The 17234-nt window shown below is 65.7% G+C and carries 16 protein-coding genes; 7 read left to right on the top strand and 9 right to left on the bottom strand.

Annotated elements, in window-relative coordinates:
* Positions 1 to 137 precede the first annotated feature (137 nt).
* The gene (locus I8J32_RS01905) at positions 138 to 1190 is read left to right on the top strand and encodes a hypothetical protein (RefSeq protein ID WP_200615534.1); all 1053 of its coding nucleotides are present in this window, start codon (positions 138 to 140) and stop codon (positions 1188 to 1190) included.
* A 387-nt stretch (positions 1191 to 1577) separates the two neighbouring features.
* Here the strand turns inward: I8J32_RS01905 and I8J32_RS01900 are convergent, their stop codons facing one another.
* Positions 1578 to 2609, bottom strand: coding sequence for a TraB/GumN family protein (locus I8J32_RS01900; RefSeq protein ID WP_200615535.1), 1032 nt, complete (start codon positions 2607 to 2609; stop codon positions 1578 to 1580).
* 502 nt (positions 2610 to 3111) lie between these two features.
* On the opposite strand from I8J32_RS01900, the gene I8J32_RS01895 reads away from it, so the two are divergent.
* Complete coding sequence (locus I8J32_RS01895) at positions 3112 to 4029, top strand: cyclase family protein (RefSeq protein WP_200615536.1); 918 nt, start codon at positions 3112 to 3114, stop codon at positions 4027 to 4029.
* Positions 4030 to 4128: 99 nt separating this feature from the next.
* Here I8J32_RS01895 and I8J32_RS01890 read toward each other — a convergent pair whose 3' ends face one another.
* A complete protein-coding gene (locus tag I8J32_RS01890; protein WP_200615537.1) occupies positions 4129 to 4344 on the bottom strand; it encodes a hypothetical protein in 216 nt (71 codons plus the stop codon).
* A 917-nt stretch (positions 4345 to 5261) separates the two neighbouring features.
* Here I8J32_RS01890 and I8J32_RS01885 point away from each other — a divergent pair.
* Together I8J32_RS01885 and I8J32_RS01880 are read left to right on the top strand one after the other, a co-directional pair.
* Complete coding sequence (locus tag I8J32_RS01885) at positions 5262 to 5984, top strand: hypothetical protein (protein ID WP_200615538.1); 723 nt, start codon at positions 5262 to 5264, stop codon at positions 5982 to 5984.
* A 260-nt stretch (positions 5985 to 6244) separates the two neighbouring features.
* Complete coding sequence (locus tag I8J32_RS01880) at positions 6245 to 8974, top strand: PAS domain-containing protein (protein WP_207526731.1); 2730 nt, start codon at positions 6245 to 6247, stop codon at positions 8972 to 8974.
* 123 nt (positions 8975 to 9097) lie between these two features.
* On the opposite strand, the gene I8J32_RS01875 is transcribed toward I8J32_RS01880, so the two are convergent.
* From I8J32_RS01875 to I8J32_RS01845, 7 genes are all read right to left on the bottom strand, one after another.
* Positions 9098 to 9826, bottom strand: coding sequence for a VIT1/CCC1 transporter family protein (locus I8J32_RS01875; RefSeq protein WP_200615540.1), 729 nt, complete (start codon positions 9824 to 9826; stop codon positions 9098 to 9100).
* 318 nt (positions 9827 to 10144) lie between these two features.
* Positions 10145 to 10420, bottom strand: a complete 276-nt coding sequence (locus tag I8J32_RS01870) for a hypothetical protein (RefSeq protein ID WP_200615541.1) — start codon at positions 10418 to 10420, stop codon at positions 10145 to 10147.
* Positions 10421 to 10564: 144 nt separating this feature from the next.
* Complete coding sequence (locus I8J32_RS01865; RefSeq protein WP_200615542.1) at positions 10565 to 11107, bottom strand: GNAT family N-acetyltransferase; 543 nt, start codon at positions 11105 to 11107, stop codon at positions 10565 to 10567.
* Complete coding sequence (locus I8J32_RS01860) at positions 11055 to 11384, bottom strand: type II toxin-antitoxin system TacA family antitoxin (RefSeq protein ID WP_200615543.1); 330 nt, start codon at positions 11382 to 11384, stop codon at positions 11055 to 11057. The genes I8J32_RS01865 and I8J32_RS01860 overlap by 53 nt, the downstream gene beginning before the upstream one ends.
* Before the next feature lie 446 nt (positions 11385 to 11830).
* Entirely contained in the window at positions 11831 to 12307 is a 477-nt protein-coding gene (locus I8J32_RS01855; protein WP_245156389.1) for a hypothetical protein, read from the bottom strand.
* Between the two features lie 607 nt (positions 12308 to 12914).
* Positions 12915 to 13136, bottom strand: coding sequence for a DUF378 domain-containing protein (locus I8J32_RS01850; RefSeq protein WP_200615544.1), 222 nt, complete (start codon positions 13134 to 13136; stop codon positions 12915 to 12917).
* Positions 13137 to 13168: 32 nt separating this feature from the next.
* Complete coding sequence (locus tag I8J32_RS01845; RefSeq protein ID WP_245156468.1) at positions 13169 to 13696, bottom strand: fasciclin domain-containing protein; 528 nt, start codon at positions 13694 to 13696, stop codon at positions 13169 to 13171.
* A gap of 124 nt (positions 13697 to 13820) precedes the next feature.
* On the opposite strand from I8J32_RS01845, the gene I8J32_RS01840 reads away from it, so the two are divergent.
* The 3 genes from I8J32_RS01840 to I8J32_RS01830 all read left to right on the top strand — a co-directional run bounded on the left by I8J32_RS01840 (position 13821) and on the right by I8J32_RS01830 (position 17163).
* The gene (locus I8J32_RS01840) at positions 13821 to 14708 is read left to right on the top strand and encodes a MerR family transcriptional regulator (RefSeq protein ID WP_200615545.1); all 888 of its coding nucleotides are present in this window, start codon (positions 13821 to 13823) and stop codon (positions 14706 to 14708) included.
* Between the two features lie 235 nt (positions 14709 to 14943).
* A complete protein-coding gene (locus I8J32_RS01835; protein WP_200615546.1) occupies positions 14944 to 15840 on the top strand; it encodes an acyltransferase in 897 nt (298 codons plus the stop codon).
* A 429-nt stretch (positions 15841 to 16269) separates the two neighbouring features.
* A complete protein-coding gene (locus I8J32_RS01830) occupies positions 16270 to 17163 on the top strand; it encodes a hypothetical protein (protein WP_200615547.1) in 894 nt (297 codons plus the stop codon).
* Positions 17164 to 17234: the final 71 nt, after the last annotated feature.

Here is a 17234-nt window from a genome sequence, read left to right as displayed (position 1 = left end):
GTGACTCTGACCCCTTCGGCGGTCTGGAGCTAAATGGACGAAGGGAATTTAGATCACCTCCGTCCCCTTTTTACACCGCCGTCCTAGCGCCGCCGTTCGTCTTTCTACTAGCTGTCTGATCGGGCTAGGATTGACCCATGGACGATGACTTCTGGAAGCGCCATCTGGAAGAAGCCGAGCGGTTTGCCCGCTTGGCCGACCCCTTGCGGGAGTTCAGGGCCGCCCTGGAAAGCCCAATGCTCCGTGCCCAAGAGCAACTTGCGGCCCTTTGTCGCGATCCGTTGGAGGACTTCCGGGAGCACATTAAGGCGCTGACCGACCCGCTCGAACAGCTGCCGGAATGGGTAAAGGACAACTACGGTCAGGGTGCGATCGCACAACAGCTGAAGGAGTTCACAGCGCCATTCGACCGCGTTGCCGAGCAGCTCAGGGCCGTATCCGGACAGGAGGCGATTGCTGAGCAGGTCAAGGCGCTGCTCGAACCCTTCAACGGTGCCCAGACGTGGATTAAGGCGTTTCGATCCGAAGAAGAAGAACGCCTGCGCCAGTGGTCAACGATGTTCGACGACTTCGCTCGGCAGCTGCGGGATTTGCCGGACGAGGTGCGTGGCCAGCTGACGGTGCTGATGGACCAAGGATGGTGCCTCGATCCCGAGATGCCGCACACTTGGGGGCGGGATCTGGTCGCGGCCTTCCAAGAGGGCGAGCATGACGAGGCGCAGCGGTGGCTGATCGATTACTTCAAGGGGCGTGTCGATGAGATCGAGCAGACCCTCGTCGAACGGCATCCGAAACGACGTGCCGTCATTGCAGATGCGTTCCAGGCGCACCGCGAGGGCCGCTATTACCTGAGCATTCCGGTGCTACTGGCCCAAGCCGATGGGGTGATCCACGACCGACACCAGCGGCAACTGTTTTCCAAGAAGCCAACTGCCAACCTCATGGAGGTGTTGTCGGGTTTACCAGAGGACGACATGCGTGCCATTTTCATAGCCGCGTTCTATGTCGATATCCCGCTGACCCGCAAAACACAGCTGCTGCAGGACGGCTTCGATGGCCTGAACCGGCACGCGGTTTTGCACGGCATCGATCCGAACTACGGGACCGAGATCAATAGCCTGCGGGCGGTATCGATTTTGAACCTGGCCTCCTACTTGGTTACCGAGGAAGTGGATGTCCAGATCGCTTGAACTGGACCGACCGACTTAAAGGGGACGGAGGCAATTTAGTCCTCATGAAATTGGACCTGGATCCTTCCGTGGTCGCGCCTCCAGGCACCGCTGCCGCCATTGTGAAGACGGGGTCAGAGAAAACGGGGTCAGAGACCGTTCTCGGGGCCGGCGATCAAGCATGTGGCATCGCCCCGCAGAAACGGGGTCAGAGCCCGTTCTAACGAGGCCGGCTAAAGGGGACGACCTAACGCGCCGAATTAAAGGGGCCGGAGGGAATTACTAATCCCCTCCGGCCCCTTTTGGGTTGATATCGACGATCCAGATCTCTGACTTCTCCTTCCGGTCGCCTTGCGGGCTTGGCCTACAGGTAAGGGGGTCAGTCCAGAGGGAATCAGGGGGCGCCGCTCAATTACCTGCGTCCCTATTGTCGTCTGCCTGCTCTTCCACCGGCTCGTCATCCGGTGCGTCGACAACGTAACCGAGCCCACGCAAGTCCTGCAGCACGCCACTTGCGTCCAGCAGGTCCGCGATCGGCAGTGTTGCGAAGGTGCTCGGGTTCTTCACCAGGCTGGCCTGCGCCGCCCGCAGCCATGAGTCGCGGAGCTTTCGCTTGAGCTCGCCTGCGCCCATGAATGCCAGGGTTGCGTTCTCAATGTCCTTGCACGGTGGCTGGATGTCGCCGGTCGACAGTTCGCGCAGGGCGCGCACATTGCCAGTGGCCCACGCGTTGGCGCGCAGTTTCATCATCGACAAGTCGGACTCGAGTACATCCAGCGTTTGCCCGAAGCAGGCGATATCAGCACCGGCCGAAGCATTCACCTCTTCGAGTCGCTTCTTCATCTCCTTGCGATCGAGGTCCAACGGATACGTGAAGCCGGTATCAACGATCGGCACGCCCGCGCGTTCTGCCGCTGCACGAATGACGCCGAAAACGGCACTGCTACGGTCCAGCCCTGCTCCTTCGACTGCCTTCCAGTACAGCTCCTGGGAGGCGTACATGGGTCTGAGCTTCTCGAAATCTTTCGTAGATACCGCGTAGCGCTGCTTCGCGAGCGTCCACCGGGCATGCAGTGGCGGTCCCACCACCGACTCCAGTGTCGCCTTGCCCGGGTTGTACTGGGAACGCCGTGCCGAGGGCACCAGGGAGGCCATCTTCAGCATGTCGCCCACGCCGACCTTCGCCGATGGAAACGGGACACCCAGAACTTCCTGCGACGCGGCGATCGTTGCTTCTACCTCTCCGGACCGCCACGCCATTCCGGTTGGCAGAGGATCCAGCGTTCCCAGGATCCAGAGCGTGTTTTCTCCATTTGAAATACGCCACAGCGCGGGCCCGGGTTGGCTGCCCTTTACGAGTACAGTCTGGAGCGTGGAAACAGGTTGAGAATTCCCGACGTCCGAAATACTCGCGGCATGCGCCGCCACTACGGGTGCCATGAGCAACCCGAATACCGCAACTCGCATTTGTGATCCCCCGGTTGATGCCATGCGCGCGCAAACCGCGCCTGGTACAAGACAAGCAAACTCCGGAATGGTTCACACGCTGCTGCGCAGAACGGAGGTTCTTAAGAATCCGTTAGTGGCGTAGGCTGGGTTGGCTCCACCAACCCAGCCTCTCTCCGACCTGATCGCGGCGCGAATGCTGGGTTGGTTAAGCCAACCCAGCCTACGAGGTGCCGGGCGCTGGGGAGAAACGGGATCAGAGACCGTTCCAACGAGGTCGACCAGAGGGGACGAAGGCAATTTGACCTAAAGGGGACGGAGGTAATTAAGTCGTCATGAAATTGCCCCTCGATCCTTTCGTGGTCGCGCCTACAGGCACCGCTGCCGCCATTGCATCCAGACGCGGAACGCAGCCGCACCGCTTGGGGAATTGAGAATCCCGGGCGCTGGCGTATGTTTTGGGTCGTGGCAATGACGCCCGACCGGATGCGAAGACATGACCGACAGACGCGCCTGCTTTGACTTCGAGGTCGACTTTTCCAACGGCGGCGGCATCCAGGGGCAGGGGTTCCGCCTGGACATCGCGGGCGATGACATCGACGACGATGCGCTGGCTGCCTACATCATCCGCGACCTTCGCCTGCTGATGGTCGGTGAGGTGCGCATCCTCAACAAGCGCATCATGGAGGAGCGGCACAAGCGCAGCGCCCATCCCGCCGCCGACGTGGCCGACGGCGCCGGCAGCGGCTCGCTGATCGACCTGAGCCACACGATCGAAGACGGCATGGTGACCTACAAGGGCCTGCCTGCGCCGCTGATCTGCGACCACCTGTCGCGCGAGCGATCGCGCACGATCTATGCGGAAGGCACCGAATTCCAGATCGGGCGGATCGACATGGTGGCCAACACCGGCACCTATATCGACACGCCGTTCCACCGCTATGCGGACGGCCATGACCTGGCCGGGCTGCCGCTGCGGAAAGCCTCGGGCCTGCCCGGTGTCGTCGTCCGGCTGGAAGGCGCTGCGGACCGCGCGATCGACTGGCACGCGTTTGCGGCGACGCAGGTCAAGGGCAGGGCCGTGCTGGTGCACACCGGGTGGGACCGCCACTGGCGCACCGATGCCTATTTCGAAGGGCATCCCTTCCTGACGGAGAAAGCGGCCGAGTACCTGCGCGACCAGGGTGCGGAACTGGTGGGGATCGACTCGTTCAACATCGACGACATCTCCGGCGGCGAGCGTCCCGTGCACACCGTGCTGCTCGGCGCGGGCATCCCGATCGTCGAGCACATGACCGGCCTGTCGCGGCTTCCGAACGAGGGCTTCACCTTCTGGGCGGTGCCGCCAAAGGTCGCCGGCATGGGCACGTTCCCGGTGCGGGCGCACGCCCGGCTGGATGCGCCGGCGGCATGAGCGACGTGCATGAAAAGCAGTGGCGTAGGCTGGGTTGGCTCCACCAACCCAGCCTCTCTCCGACCTGATCGCGGCGCGAATGCCATGCGGACCCTGCTATCAGGTGTCGTCCTCGTTCCAGCCATGCCCGCCTGGCTCGCTGCTGAAGCTGGGTGCCTCGAGGGTGGTCGAGCCTTGGAGCTGTTCCATCAGATGTTCCGTGATCGCCGCCTGGATGCCTTCGGCCCAGCGACGGACGAGCTCGGTTTCTTCAGGGCGAGCCAGTTTCGCGGTTTTCATTTCTCGAAGAATCTGTTCCAGCTTTTCGATGTTCATTAGCGCGGACCTAGAGGGGACGGAGGGAATTGGGTTGGCTCCACGAACCCAGCCTTCTCTCCGACCTGATCGCCGGCGCGAATGCTGGGTTGGTGAGGCCAACCCAGCCTACGAGGTGCCGGGCGCTGACGGGGTCAGAGACGTTCTAACGAGGTCGACCAAAGGGGACGGAGGCAATCAATGAGCCCCTCCGTCCCATCCTTCTCATCCCGAAAACAGGAATCAGGGCCGACCTTGTGCCAGGTCACGCAGGAAGGAATGGAGGCTGCAAAACCTACACCTCCCCGCAACGCGGTAGCACCTGCGCCCTGGCTGCCATGGTTGTTTCGGTCACTCATGGCTTGACCGACACAGAACCTCGTCTTGGATACGGGGGGCAGCTTTGCCTTCCCGACATCCAATGCCCCGCCGAAGCGGGGCGTCTCCATTGTTCACTTCACCGCCGCGCCGTATCAAGTCTTGGACGGCGGCACCTCCACCTCACGTCCATTCGCCTCGAAGCGATTGCCCGGACCTGAAGGGGACGCAGGGAATCAGTAGTGCCTTCGTCGCGCTTATTCCGATTTCTCTTGGGGCCGGGTCGATGCGAAGGGGCTGGGTTGGTGGAGCCAACCCAGCCTACGGGCCTGCTCATTGGCGAGGACGGTGAGGCGGCCTGCGGCTTCCACTACGACGCTCCCCTGGGGCCGATCGAACTGCACCCGGCAGGAACCGCGACCGCCCTCGCGTGCCCTCGCAGCAACCCGCTGGCGTCGGCGCAGTCGCCGCGCCGGGGGATCCCCCGCACGCGCCATTGCTCCTGACTCGCCCGGACAGGGGATGGCGTTCTCCCTGGCAGGCCTGAAATATCGCAGGTCCCGGCGCGGCGCATGGCACGCGCGGCCGCGCCGCCTTCCCGACGCTATCCGGAGCCCCCCATGTCCATCCAATCCCACCCCTGGTGCTTTGTCGCGGCCTTGCTGTTGATGCCGTCCGGCGCAGCCCTCGCACAGAGCGCGACCCTGCACCAATGCGCCAACGGGACCGCCACGCAGCCGCGTGCGTGCGCCGCCACGGGGTGGGTCACTGGCAACATCAACAAGAAGTCCGGGCACTACGCCGAAAGCCAATCCGTTCCCTTCCGCCTGGTCCTGAGCGGGTACACGCCCGGTTCGACTGGCAACACGGTGACCCTGGAGTGGGATACCACCGATGGCGGCAGGCACGCGTACGACTACCTCACCAGCTTCGATCGCACCGAACTGCTCGTGATGGGCAACAACCCGTGCTCCGGCGTCGCCGGTTGCAGCCTGGGCACGTTCACGACGTTTCCGATCCCGCTGGACCCCCAGGTTGCGTTCGCCGGCGTCACGCAGGTGCCGGGCGTGTTCGTGCTGTTCGGCAGCACCATCACCGCGGTCTCCGGCTACACCTTCATCGGTGACTATTCGGGCCGCAGTTCCGTGCAGATCACCCTGACATTCACCGCCAACCAGGCCTCCTCGGTGCTTGCATGGGGTGGTCACCTCGCAGCGCAGGTCGACTGGAGCCAGGGGCAGGCTGCATCGAACGTCAATGGCAGCTTCCAGACCCGCCTGTACCAGACCAGCGGGAGGAGCCAAGGCAACCAGGCGCGCTCGATTTCAGGCGTGACGCCGTAGGGCAACTGAAATCACGCAGAAAAAGGCCCCGCCGAAGCGGGGCCTTTCCTTGTCAGTTCACCGCGCCCGCATCACGCGCCCTGGACTGCGCGCCTCCACGCAGCTTGCGCAGCGGGCCGACAGCAGGGGCCGCTCCATCAGGAAGTGCGGCGAAGTGGGGGCGGAAGGCAGGGCGCAGAGGACATTGTGAAAACAGCCGGCAGGGTAAATTTTCTAGAATCCGTACCCCCACCCCTGTTGTCGTCCCGAGGAGTCCCGTCTTGAAAACCCACGCGCAGCAGCATGTCCTCGCGGGTGGCGGGGAAATGGGTGAGCGGCTGCGTGGCCTGGACTGGGGCGACACGGCGCTGGGGCCGGTGGATGCCTGGCCCGAAGCGTTGCGCACCCTGGTCGGGCTGATGTTGGCCTCCAACCAGCCGATGTACATCGTCTGGGGGCCGTCGAGGGCGTTCCTCTATAACGATCACTACGCGCCGTTTCTCGGCGGCAAGCATCCATGGGCGCTTGGGCGCGACATCCTCGATGAGGTGTGGCCGGAGATCCGCGGCGAACTTGAACCCCTCATCGCCTCGGCCGTGGCGGGCGACCCGGTGCATGTTCCCAGCATGCGTCTGATGCTCAACCGCAATGGCCATCCCGAGGAAACCTATTTCTCGTTCTTCTTTGCCCCCGTGCGCGATGCGTCCGGCGTAGTGGCGGGAATGTTCGGCGCCTGCACCGACATTACCGGGCAGATGCAGCTCCAGAGCGACCTGTCGGCGCGCGATGCGCGGCTCGGCAAGGTGCTGGCGAACATGGATGAGGCATTTGTCCTCTTTGATCGCGACTTCCACGTGGTGGAGGTCAATCCCGTCACCGAGCGGATGACCGAGCTGGGTCGGGACCAGCTGCTCGGGCGACTGCACTGGGATCTGTTTCCCGGCACGCTGGAGTCGCCCCTGGGTGAGATGTACCTGCGGGCGCGAGCGACGGGCCGCCCGGAGAAGATCGAGTACCACTACACGTTCGAGAGCGGCCGGCAGTGCTGGTTCGAGGTCCGCGCCTTCCCCGTGGAGGAAGGGCTGGCGGTGTTCTTCCACGACATCACCAGGCGCCGCGAAGAGGCGCAAGCGGCGGAACTGGCAGCCGAGCGTGTGCAGCTGGCGCTGGACGCGGGCGCGATCCTGGGCACGTGGGTCTGGCTGATTCCGGAGGACCGCATCAGCGGCGATGGGCGATTCGCCCACCTGTTCGGGCTGGACGAACACGCCTGTCGCGAGGGCATCCCGCTGGCGTGGGCATTCGATGCCATTCACCCCGACGACCGCGAGCGTGTCGGGACAGCGATCGACGACGCAGTCCAGCGCGGCGGCCCGTACCGGTGCGAGTACCGGGTGCTTACGCGTGACGGCATCTGGGCCTGGGTGGAGGCGAACGGGCGCGTCGAGAAAGACCAGGACGGGCGGCCCGTGCGTTTTCCTGGTGTCCTGCTGGGCCATGACGAGCGTCACCGCGTCGAGGCCGAGCGCGACCGCGCCCTGGAGCTGCTGCGCACGTTCACCGAGGCCGTCCCGGGCGTGGTGTATGCGAAGGACCGGGAAGGCCGGCTGGTCGTCGGCAACCGCGGCGTGGCGGAACTGCTCGGGGTGCCGCCGTCGGAATTCCTCGGGCGAACCGACCGTGAGTTGCTCGCCGACACGAGCCAGGCGGAGGCGGTGATGGGCAATGACCGTCGGATCATGGAGAGCGGCGTCGCCGAGAAGATCGAGGAGGAGGTCCAGCTCGCGGACGGGGCGCCTGCGACGTGGTTGTCCACCAAGGCGCCATGGTTCGACGAAGAAGGCAACGTGGTCGGCCTGGTCGGTGCATCGATCGACATCACGGAGCGGCGTCGATTGATCGAAAAGCTTGAACAGTCGGACCGGCGCAAGGACGAGTTCCTCGCGATGCTCGCGCACGAGCTGCGCAATCCGCTGGCGCCGATCCGCACCGCCGCCGAGCTGCTGCGGCTGGCGCCCGGCGACGAAGCGCGCGTCAGCATGGCCGCGCAGATCATCGCCCGACAGGTCGCGCACATGACCGAGCTGGTCGACGACCTCCTGGACGTCTCGCGGGTGACGCGCGGGCTTGTCGAGTTTGAACGCGAGCCCGTCGACATGCGGGCCGTGATTGCCGCCGCGGCCGAGCAGACCGAGCCCGCGATGCAGGCGCGCCGACACACGCTGGCGGTGGAGACCAATGGCGGGCCGGCCTTCGTGCTGGGCGATCGCCATCGGCTGGTCCAGGTGATTTCAAACCTGTTGAACAACGCTGCCAAATACACGCCCCAAGGCGGTTCGATCCGCGTGGGGCTGACGGTTACCCAAGGCGATGTAGCCGTCGAGGTGGTGGACAACGGGGTGGGAATCGAGCCGTCGCTGTTGCCGCACGTCTTTGAACTGTTCACGCAGGCCGAACGCACGCCGGACCGCGCGCAAGGCGGGCTCGGCATCGGCCTCGCGCTGGCGCGCAGCATCGTGCGCGCGCACGGCGGCAGCATCACCGCGTCGAGCGAGGGACCCGCCCGCGGAGCCACGTTCCGGCTCACGCTTCCGCGCACCGTCGTGGATTCGGAGCCGGTAGCGGCCGCCGTGACGCCGCCGGCGCCGATGGCGGCGCGCACGATCCTGCTGGTCGACGACAATCGCGACGCCGCCGACATGCTGGCAAGAGTGCTGAGGCTGCTCGGGCATGACGTCACGATTGCCGCGGGCGGTCGCGAGGCCCTGGACTGCATGGCGCTACGCGCGAAATGGGACGTCTTCATTCTCGACATCGGCATGCCCGACATGACCGGGCACGAGCTGGCGGCCCGGCTGCGTGACCGCCTCGGCGACCACCCCGCGCGCTTCATCGCGCTCACCGGCTACGGCCGGGAACACGACGAAGCTGCGTCACTTGCCGCGGGCTTCCATCACCACGTGGTGAAGCCGGTGGACGTGGATCGCATCCTGGCCCTGTTCGCGGACTAGCCGTGGGGTTGCGACGATGAAGGGGTCGGGTTCTTTTATTCGTCGCGACAAGTGACTCTGGCCCCCGTAGCCCATCCCCCTCGACTGCCTTCGTCCGCTTCTTTCCCAGGCGTACGGCGCGCCCTATCCGACCGCGCCAAATATCGCGCCAACGGCGCTGGTGACGACCATGGCGAGGACTCCCCAGAAGGCCACCCGCAGCGTCGACCGCCCGATGCCGGTGCCGCCGATGATCGCGGCGGTGGCGCCCAGCCCACACAGGCAGGCCAGCGAGAACGCAGCCACTGCAAACTTCAGCTGAGCTGACGGGGCTACCCACGCCGCGAGCAGCGGCATCGCGCCACCGATGGAGAAGGCGGCCGCCGAGGCCAGGGCCGCCTGTATCGGGCGGGCGCGTGTCTGGGCCGACTGTCCGAGTTCGTCGCGCAAGTGGGCGCCCAGGGCATCGTGCGCAGTAAGTTGCTCGGCCACCTGCCGAGCCAGGAGCGGATCGAGTCCGCGCGCGACGTAGAGCCCCGTCAGCTCGTCCATTTCCGAGACTGGATCGGCCGCCAGCTCGCGCATTTCGCGCGCGCGGTCGCCGGCCTCGGTGTCGGCCTGGGAGCTCACGGAAACGTACTCTCCCGCCGCCATGGACATGGCACCGGCCACCAGGCCTGCGGCACCGGCGAAGATCACCGACGCGATCGGGGCGCCCGAAGCGGCAATGCCAAGCAACAGACTGGACGTGGAAACGACGCCGTCGTTCGCGCCCATCACGCCGGCTCGCAGCCAGCCGATTCGGGCAAACCGATGTGCTTCGCGGTGTGGGAGAACGCCCTGCCGGCGGCCGGTGGTCGTCTGCGGCAACATCGGGCGTCCTCAGTCATTCTGCGATCCGAGGGTGCCAGCATCACACGCGTTCCCCTGCGGCAGTTTGACCTGGATCAACGGTCACGGCGCAGGTCGGTGCAGCGGACCTGCCACCCCTGGTTTCCGTCGTTTCGGCCATCGCCACGCCGGCTCGCGAAGTTGAAGCAACGATGAGACGCATCATCGATGACACCGCGGGTTGACTGCCGTCACCGCACCCAAGGCGCTCGCAGCGGTGAGCGCGCCCGCTGCAGGACTCCCAAAGCAGAAAGGCCCCGCCGAAGCGGGGCCTTTCCTTTTCACCTCACCGCACCCGCATCACGCCTTGGACTGCGGCGCCTCCACCTCGCGCCCATTTGCCTCGAAGCGCTTGCCCAGCAGCTTGCGCAGCGCATCCAGGCCCTCGTGCTTGCCGGCCAGCTTGAGGTAGTGGTACCCCTCGAGCGCGGCCACCATGACGTCGCTGCCCAGGGCCATTTCGGTATTGGCCATCTTCTCCTGCAGCCTGGTCACGCGGACCAGGCGCTGGTTGAGGATGTCGTGGGTCTTCAGGTCGCGGACCAGTTCGGCGGTGTCGAAGTTGCCCGGGATCAATTGCCTACGCGGCAGGGCCCTCACCGCCGTCGCGCAACGTCGCGCCCGCGAGTAGCGGACACGAGGTGGCGTTGCGAGGAGCCACAACACCCGTTGCAGCGCGCCAGCGGTGGCCCGTGGCGCGTAGGCTCGGAAGCAGCGGTTCTATCCGCTGGAATACTGAAGGAGGTTCTTCAGTGACAACCAGAGTTTGAGTGGGTCATCCAGGCTGGGCTGGAACCCGTATTTGGCGTAGAAGGCGGCCGCCTTTTCGTCTTTGGCATCGACGAAGAGTCCGCCGACACCAATGGCTGCGCTGGTTTCCGCGGCGCGAGCAATGGCCTCCATCAGCAGCAACTCGCCAAAGCCCCTTCCTTGGGCAAGGCGGTGTACTGCCAGGCGCCCCATGCGAATGGCGGGGACGCTTTTGGGATGTTTGCCCTGGGGCAGTTGGTCCAGTGGAATCTGCGCAGCCGAGAGGCTGAAGAAGCCCAGGATTGTGGTGTCGTCCACATCCTCGAAGCCTGCCGCGTGCCAAGTGGCGAGGGTACCCTTCTTCGGAACGGCGAGCGTGGTGCGGCTCATGCCGCTTTTTTCATGCTGGCTTGCGTGCGAGCGAAGCCAGTCGTTCAGTGATGCATTGCCGCAATCGAAATCAGCGCGGCTTGGGGTTCCAGCGAATGGAACTAGGTCTACTTCCAGTGTCATGTTGTCTTGCCTCCAGATGGTTTCTTAGGGAGGCAGCAAGACGGTCTGGGATGGGCTGTGGATTGTCGATGGCATCAAGGAAGCGTTGTGCGTCCCTGATGCTCAGGTGGATGGTCGAATGCTCTTCGATGACCCGCTCGGCTTCTCTCAGCGCAGCCTGGGCGACGAACTGGTTTGTCGTCGTGGCCGTCATTTGTGCTGCCTGTTCAATCAACTGCTGCGCGTAGGCCGTTACGCGGGCTGTAATGCGCCCCCGGTCGGTACTGTTCGCGTGCATGTACTGCTCCTCATTACTTAAGTAGTTGGCTTGGCTCTATGACCAAGCGATGTTGAGTTGTCGGGTGGCTATCTCATGGGGCGCTCTCCTTTTTGGTGGACTGAGGCGATCATACACGGCCGGTGCCATTTTGTCACCTATGCCCTTACCCTGTTTTCCATAACGTTAGGTTATATTTTCGTTAGCCAGTTCCCGCTCGATCCTCAGAGTGAGCCGCGGGCTCGCGGGCCTCGAAAAACGGGGTCAGAGACCGTTCTAACGAGGTCGCCTAAAGGGGAAGGAGGCAATCAAATAGCCCCTCCGTCCCCTCCTTCTTCGGTCACTCATAGCCTGACCGACACAGAAACGTGTCTGGGAAACGGGGGCAGCTTCGCCCTCCCCGGCACCCAACGCAAAAAAGGCCCCGCCGAAGCGGGGCCTTTCCTTTTCACCTCACCGCCTTCGCATCACGCCTTGGACTGCGGCGCCTCCGCCTCGCGCCCATTCGCCTCGAAGCGCTTGCCCAGCAGCTTGCGCAGCGCATCCAGGCCCTCGTGCTTGCCGGCCAGCTTGAGGTAGTGGTAGCCCTCCAGCGCGGCCACCATGACGTCGCTGCCCAGGGCCATTTCGGTGTTGGCCATCTTCTCCTGCAGCCTGGTCACGCGGACCAGGCGCTGGTTGAGGATGTCGTGGGTCTTCAGGTCGCGGACCAGTTCGGCGGTGTCGAAGTTGCCGGGGATCAGCTGCGGGGATTCCTGGATCACTTCCACTGCCTTGCGGCAGAAGGCCTGCGAGCCATCGCCCATCTTCACCGCCCGCGACCGCTGCTGGGTCGACAGCGCGACCAGCATCGGGTTGAGGGCGACGACGAGGGCGTCGATCGCCTGGTCCACCTGCGTCCACTGCTCGTCGCTGAAATGCACCTGCGCGTAGTTCTGCTTCATCTTCCTTGTCCTTGTGAAAGTGTGGAGCTCCTGGACGCGACCGTCTTGGTCGCGCTGCGATGCGGAACGATTCCGCCATCGCCCACAGTCACGCAGCCGCCGGCCGGCACCGGCCAGAAGCGTTAAGAATTCGTTTAGCTAGCGCGGGCCGGAGGGGAGGGCGGCGGGTTCGCGCGGACCCCTTCCGGGACCCCGGTCGAGCGGGCAGGACTCCTCGCGCGGAGCCCTGGAGCTCCAATGTGTCACCCCAGACTGCCTCGCGCGGCGCTCCCGCGGGTGCGCGCACCCGTCCCGGGCTCCTCGCTGGGAGCGTGCGCGCCCTCGCGAACCCCACCGGCCGTCCTCGCGAACCCCGGCGACTGCCGTGCGAGGAGCCCTCGCGGAGTCCGCGAGCAGCCCTCCACCTGCGACCGAACCCCGCCGACTTCCTCGCGGGGAGCTCCGACCGACGCGCGAAGGCGCCGGGGGCTCCGCCGGACCCTCGCCGGGGTGACACATTGGAGCTCCAGGGCTCCGGGTGCAGGGGCGTGCGGGCTCCGGTCGGGGGCGCCGTCGGCCGTGCATGAAACTCGCCCGGCCGACGGCGGCATTTCCGCGCCCGGGCCTGCTAGGCGCGACGTACTTCAGCCGCATGCGGCGCGAAGCGCGCCAAGGCGATGATCTGCCACAACGCCGACAGGCCCACGAGGGCATACACGACGCGGGCGAGCATCGCGTCCTGGCCGCCAAACAACGTGGCGACCAGATCGAACTGGAACGCGCCGACGAGCCCCCAGTTCAGGCCGCCCACGATAAGCAATACCAGCGTCACGAGATTCAGGCTTTTCATTTCATGTCTCCGTATGTGTGGGCCGGGGCTGCTCAGCCTTGCGGCATCAGCACCTTGTCGATGACGTGGATCACGCCGTTGCTGGCGGCCACGTCGGCACTGACCACGCGGGCGCCGTTGATGGTGACCGCGTCGCCGGACGCCGCGATCGCGACCTTGCCGCCCTGGACGGTCGTGGCGGTATCCATCTTCGCGACCTGGGTCGCGCTCACGCGGCCGGGCACCACGTGATAGGTGAGGATCGCGATCAGCTGCTTGCGGTTTTCCGGCTTCAGCAGGTTTTCGACGGTGCCCTTGGGCAGCGCGGCGAAGGCCGCATCGGTCGGCGCGAACACCGTGAAGGGGCCGGCGCCCTTGAGCGTGTCGACCAGGCCGGCCGCCTTGAGCGCGGCGGCGAGGGTCTTGAACTGCCCGGCGCCCACGGCGGTGTCAACAATGTCGGCGCGTGACTGCGCCGCTGCGCCGTGGGTGGCGCCGCCGTTGCCGCCGGCGGGGGCGGCCAGGACAGCCGGGGTTGCGAAGGCCAGGGCGAGGGCCGCGGCCAGGACGGGAAGGCGGATGGGTGGGAGCGGTAAGGACACGGCGGTTCTCCAGGAAAGATGTTGGAACGGGGCGAAGTCTCTCCCTGCGGCCGTTAGACAGCTGTACAAGCTGGCGTTGTACAGACCCTGTACATTGCGTCCCATGTACCCGATCAAGGCCGCCGCCGAACTCGCGGGACTGAGCACCGAGACCCTGCGCGCGTGGGAGCGCCGGCATGGCGCGATCCGCCCCGTGCGGGATGCCCAGGGGCGGCGCCTGTACGACCCGGCGACGATCGAGCGGCTCTCGCGCCTGCACCGCCTCACCGACCGCGGCCATCCGATCCGCGATCTCGCCGCGCTGGACGACGAGGCGCTTGACCGTCTGCTGGACGACGGCCGGCAGGCGGCCTATGGCGGCGTGGAGACGCTCCCCTCGCGCATGCTCGATGCGATCGCCGACTACCGCGTCGACGTGTTCGACCGCGACCTGTCGGTGGCGATCGCCACGCTGCCGATGACGGTGTTGCTGACGCGGGTCGTCATGCCGCTGCTGCGGGAGGTGGGGCTGCGCTGGGCCGACGGTCGGCTCGCGGTCGCGCAGGAGCGACTGGTCAGCAGCCTGCTGCGTATGCGCCTGCTCGCGGTGCTCAGCCCTCCCCCGCGCGAACAGCGGCCCCGGGTGCTCTTCGCAACTCTTCCCGGCGAACGCCACGAACTCGGCCTGATCGCCGCGGCCCTGCAGGCGCAGGACGCCGGCATGCCGGTGCTCTACCTGGGGACCGAGCTCCCGGCCGACGAGATCGCGCGCGTGGCGGACAAGCTCGACGCGGCCGGCGTCGCACTGAGTTCCATGGATCCGGAGCAGGCCCGTCCGGCGCTGGCGGAACTACGCCAGCTTGACCGCGTGCTGGCGCCCGCCGTGCCTGTCTGGCTCGGTGGCGCGAATGCCCGCTACCTGGCCGAGGAACTGGCCTCCACGCGCATCCAGGCGGTGACCGATGTGCAGGCGATCGCGCGGGGCAGGGTGACGCCCGCGGGGCGTGGTTGATGTGGCCGTCGGGGTCAGAGACCGTTTTCCGGGACAGCTCCGAAAAGCGGCTTCGTGGTCTGGTCTAGCGGCCGCAGCCCTCCGTCCAGGCACGTTCGCGCCCATGCTCCTGTCCGGGATCGTCGGCATGGCCGTGCCGGGCCCGGTCAACGCGCACAACGGCCAGGGGTGACGTAGCCCGGATTTCCCCGGAACATTGGCCCCCCTTGCCCGGGCACCGTGCTTCCTGCCTCCCATGCTCCCATTGCGCCTGCTACTGATCTGCCTGCTGATCGCGGCCAACACCGTGCTGCACGTGGTGCCGCTGCTGGTGGTGGCGCTGGTGAAGGCGCTGGTGCCGTCCGACCGGCTGCGGCTGGCCAGCAACGGCCTGCTCACCGGCCTGGCCGAAAGCTGGATCGGGGTGAACAGCGCGATGATGGACCGCTTCACCCGCACCCGCGTCAGCGTGCAGGAGGATGCCGCGCTGCAAGCCGACGGCCACTACCTGGTGCTGGCCAACCACCAGAGCTGGGTGGACATCCTGGTGTTGCAGAAGGTGTTCAACCGGCGCATCCCGCTGCTGCGCTTCTTCCTGAAGCGGCAGCTGTTCTGGGTGCCGCTGCTGGGGCTGGCGTGGTGGGCCCTGGATTTCCCGTTCATGGGCCGCTACACGCCCAAGCAGATCGCGCGCCGCCCGGAGCTGGCCCGTCGCGACGTCGAAGCCACCCGCCGCGCGTGCGAAAAATTCCGCGCGATCCCGGTCGCGATCATGAACTTCGTGGAAGGCACCCGCTTCACCCCTGCCAAGCACGCGAACCAGCGCTCGCCGTACCAGCACCTGCTCAAGCCCAAGTCCGGCGGCGCGGCGTTTGTGCTGGACGCGATGGGCGAGGGCCTGCACGCGGTGCTGGACGTGGCCATCGCCTACCCCGGCGGCAGGCCCTCGATGACCGACCTGCTCGCCGACCGCATCCCCGAAGTCCGCGTGCACGTGCGCCAGCGACCGATCCCCGACGAGCTGCTGCAGGGCGACTACCAGAACGACCGCGCATTCCGCGCGCGCTTCCAGCAATGGATGAATGGTCTGTGGCGGGAGAAGGATGAGGACATGACGCGAATGCTCGGGAGCGAGGGGCAAGGCATGGAGTGAGAGTGGACTTATGCAGACGTAGGCTGGGTTGGCTCCTTCAACCCAGCCTCGCGTCCAACCTGATCGCCGCGAGGCTCTGGGTTGGTGAGGCCAGCAACAAAGGGGACGAAGGTAATTAATTCCCCCGCGCGAATCAGCTCCTTCCCCCGCTTTGCGGGGGAAGGTTGGGATGGGGGCCGACGATCGCCGCGAATCCGACTAGAGCCTTACTCAGTGACGTAGGCTGGGTTGGCTCCATCAACCCAGCCTCGCGCCCAACCTGATCGCCGCGAAGCGCTGGGTTGGTGAGGCCAACCCAGCCTACGTCGCTGATTTCCCGGCCGGTAGAATCGCCGGATGTCCCCACCGCGCAAATATCGAAAGCCCGAGATTCCACCCCGCTTTGTCTGGCGTCCAGGCAACGGACTCCATGCCGGCTGCATCCAGCGCATGCGCGAACACCTGCGTCGTCCTGCAGAACCGATGGGCGAAGCGTGGTTCATGGGCGATGAGCGGCGCATGTTCCCTCTTCTCCTCGGCAACCTCGAGGAGCTTTCCCTTGAAGAGCTGCGCGAGCCGCTCGAGGAGATTGCGTCCGGAAACTCCAGTTTCGGCCCCCTGGACGAGTGGACCGTCTGGTATCGCTACTTGTTGGGACAGCTTGTCCCCCGCCACGCAGAGCGGTCGTTCGACAGTCTGTACCAGCACCTCGTGGCTGCATTCATCGCAGTGCACCCGCGTGGAATCGATGAGCCATACGGTGGTTTCGCCGATGACGCGAGACAGACGCTGGGCCGCTGCCTGATGGATCCGTCCCGCTGGACCGGAGATCGGCTGGCGGTCACGGCGCCCGAGGACCCGTTCGCCGACGGGCGGCGCGCCGCGTTCGAGTGGACCGTGGCCTGCGGGGATTTCTCGGCGGGCATGTTCTTCTGCGCCAAGTACCTCGGCGAAGACGAGCTCGACGGCTGGCTCGACTCGGTATTCGCAATCGATTGCCCGCTCTGGATCACGCAACTCCATAGCTGGCTGCTGGCGGCCCATCCGTTGCTCGCGGGGCGCGTCGTCGAGCTGGCCGTCCTTGAGGACGACCCGTGGACAAACGTCGTGTGGCACGGCGCGCACGTGTTGAAGGGCGACTTCTCCGGCGTCCACAACCCCACGCCGTCGCCGCTGCCCTTGTTGTCCCCGGAGCGTCGTGAGGCGGTGCTGGCTGCTGCGCGCAGGCACGTGTCGGAAGCGCGTTATTTCGCCTGGCTCGACGCAATCAAGCCGCATGCCTATCTGCAGACGGTGCTGGGCGACATGCCGAGCCGCTTCGCCGATGAATTCAACATCGCCTGACGGTACGTAGGCTGGGTTGGCTCCATCAACCCAGCCTCGCGTGCAAACTGATCTCCGCGAGGCGCTGGGTT

Origin of the sequence: Lysobacter solisilvae (assembly GCF_016613535.2) — a bacterium.
Lineage (GTDB): Bacteria > Pseudomonadota > Gammaproteobacteria > Xanthomonadales > Xanthomonadaceae > Agrilutibacter > Agrilutibacter solisilvae.
This window is presented reverse-complemented; position numbering and strand designations above follow the sequence as displayed.

Coding starts and splice junctions, on each gene's coding strand:
- I8J32_RS01905 (WP_200615534.1), top strand. CDS start 138: ATGGACGATGACTTCTGGAAGCGCCATCTGGAAGAAGCCGAGCGGTTT.
- I8J32_RS01900 (WP_200615535.1), bottom strand. CDS start 2,609: ATGGCACCCGTAGTGGCGGCGCATGCCGCGAGTATTTCGGACGTCGGG.
- I8J32_RS01895 (WP_200615536.1), top strand. CDS start 3,112: ATGACCGACAGACGCGCCTGCTTTGACTTCGAGGTCGACTTTTCCAAC.
- I8J32_RS01890 (WP_200615537.1), bottom strand. CDS start 4,344: ATGAACATCGAAAAGCTGGAACAGATTCTTCGAGAAATGAAAACCGCG.
- I8J32_RS01885 (WP_200615538.1), top strand. CDS start 5,262: ATGTCCATCCAATCCCACCCCTGGTGCTTTGTCGCGGCCTTGCTGTTG.
- I8J32_RS01875 (WP_200615540.1), bottom strand. CDS start 9,826: ATGTTGCCGCAGACGACCACCGGCCGCCGGCAGGGCGTTCTCCCACAC.
- I8J32_RS01865 (WP_200615542.1), bottom strand. CDS start 11,107: ATGACACTGGAAGTAGACCTAGTTCCATTCGCTGGAACCCCAAGCCGC.
- I8J32_RS01860 (WP_200615543.1), bottom strand. CDS start 11,384: ATGCACGCGAACAGTACCGACCGGGGGCGCATTACAGCCCGCGTAACG.
- I8J32_RS01855 (WP_245156389.1), bottom strand. CDS start 12,307: ATGAAGCAGAACTACGCGCAGGTGCATTTCAGCGACGAGCAGTGGACG.
- I8J32_RS01850 (WP_200615544.1), bottom strand. CDS start 13,136: ATGAAAAGCCTGAATCTCGTGACGCTGGTATTGCTTATCGTGGGCGGC.
- I8J32_RS01840 (WP_200615545.1), top strand. CDS start 13,821: ATGTACCCGATCAAGGCCGCCGCCGAACTCGCGGGACTGAGCACCGAG.
- I8J32_RS01835 (WP_200615546.1), top strand. CDS start 14,944: ATGCTCCCATTGCGCCTGCTACTGATCTGCCTGCTGATCGCGGCCAAC.
- I8J32_RS01830 (WP_200615547.1), top strand. CDS start 16,270: ATGCGCGAACACCTGCGTCGTCCTGCAGAACCGATGGGCGAAGCGTGG.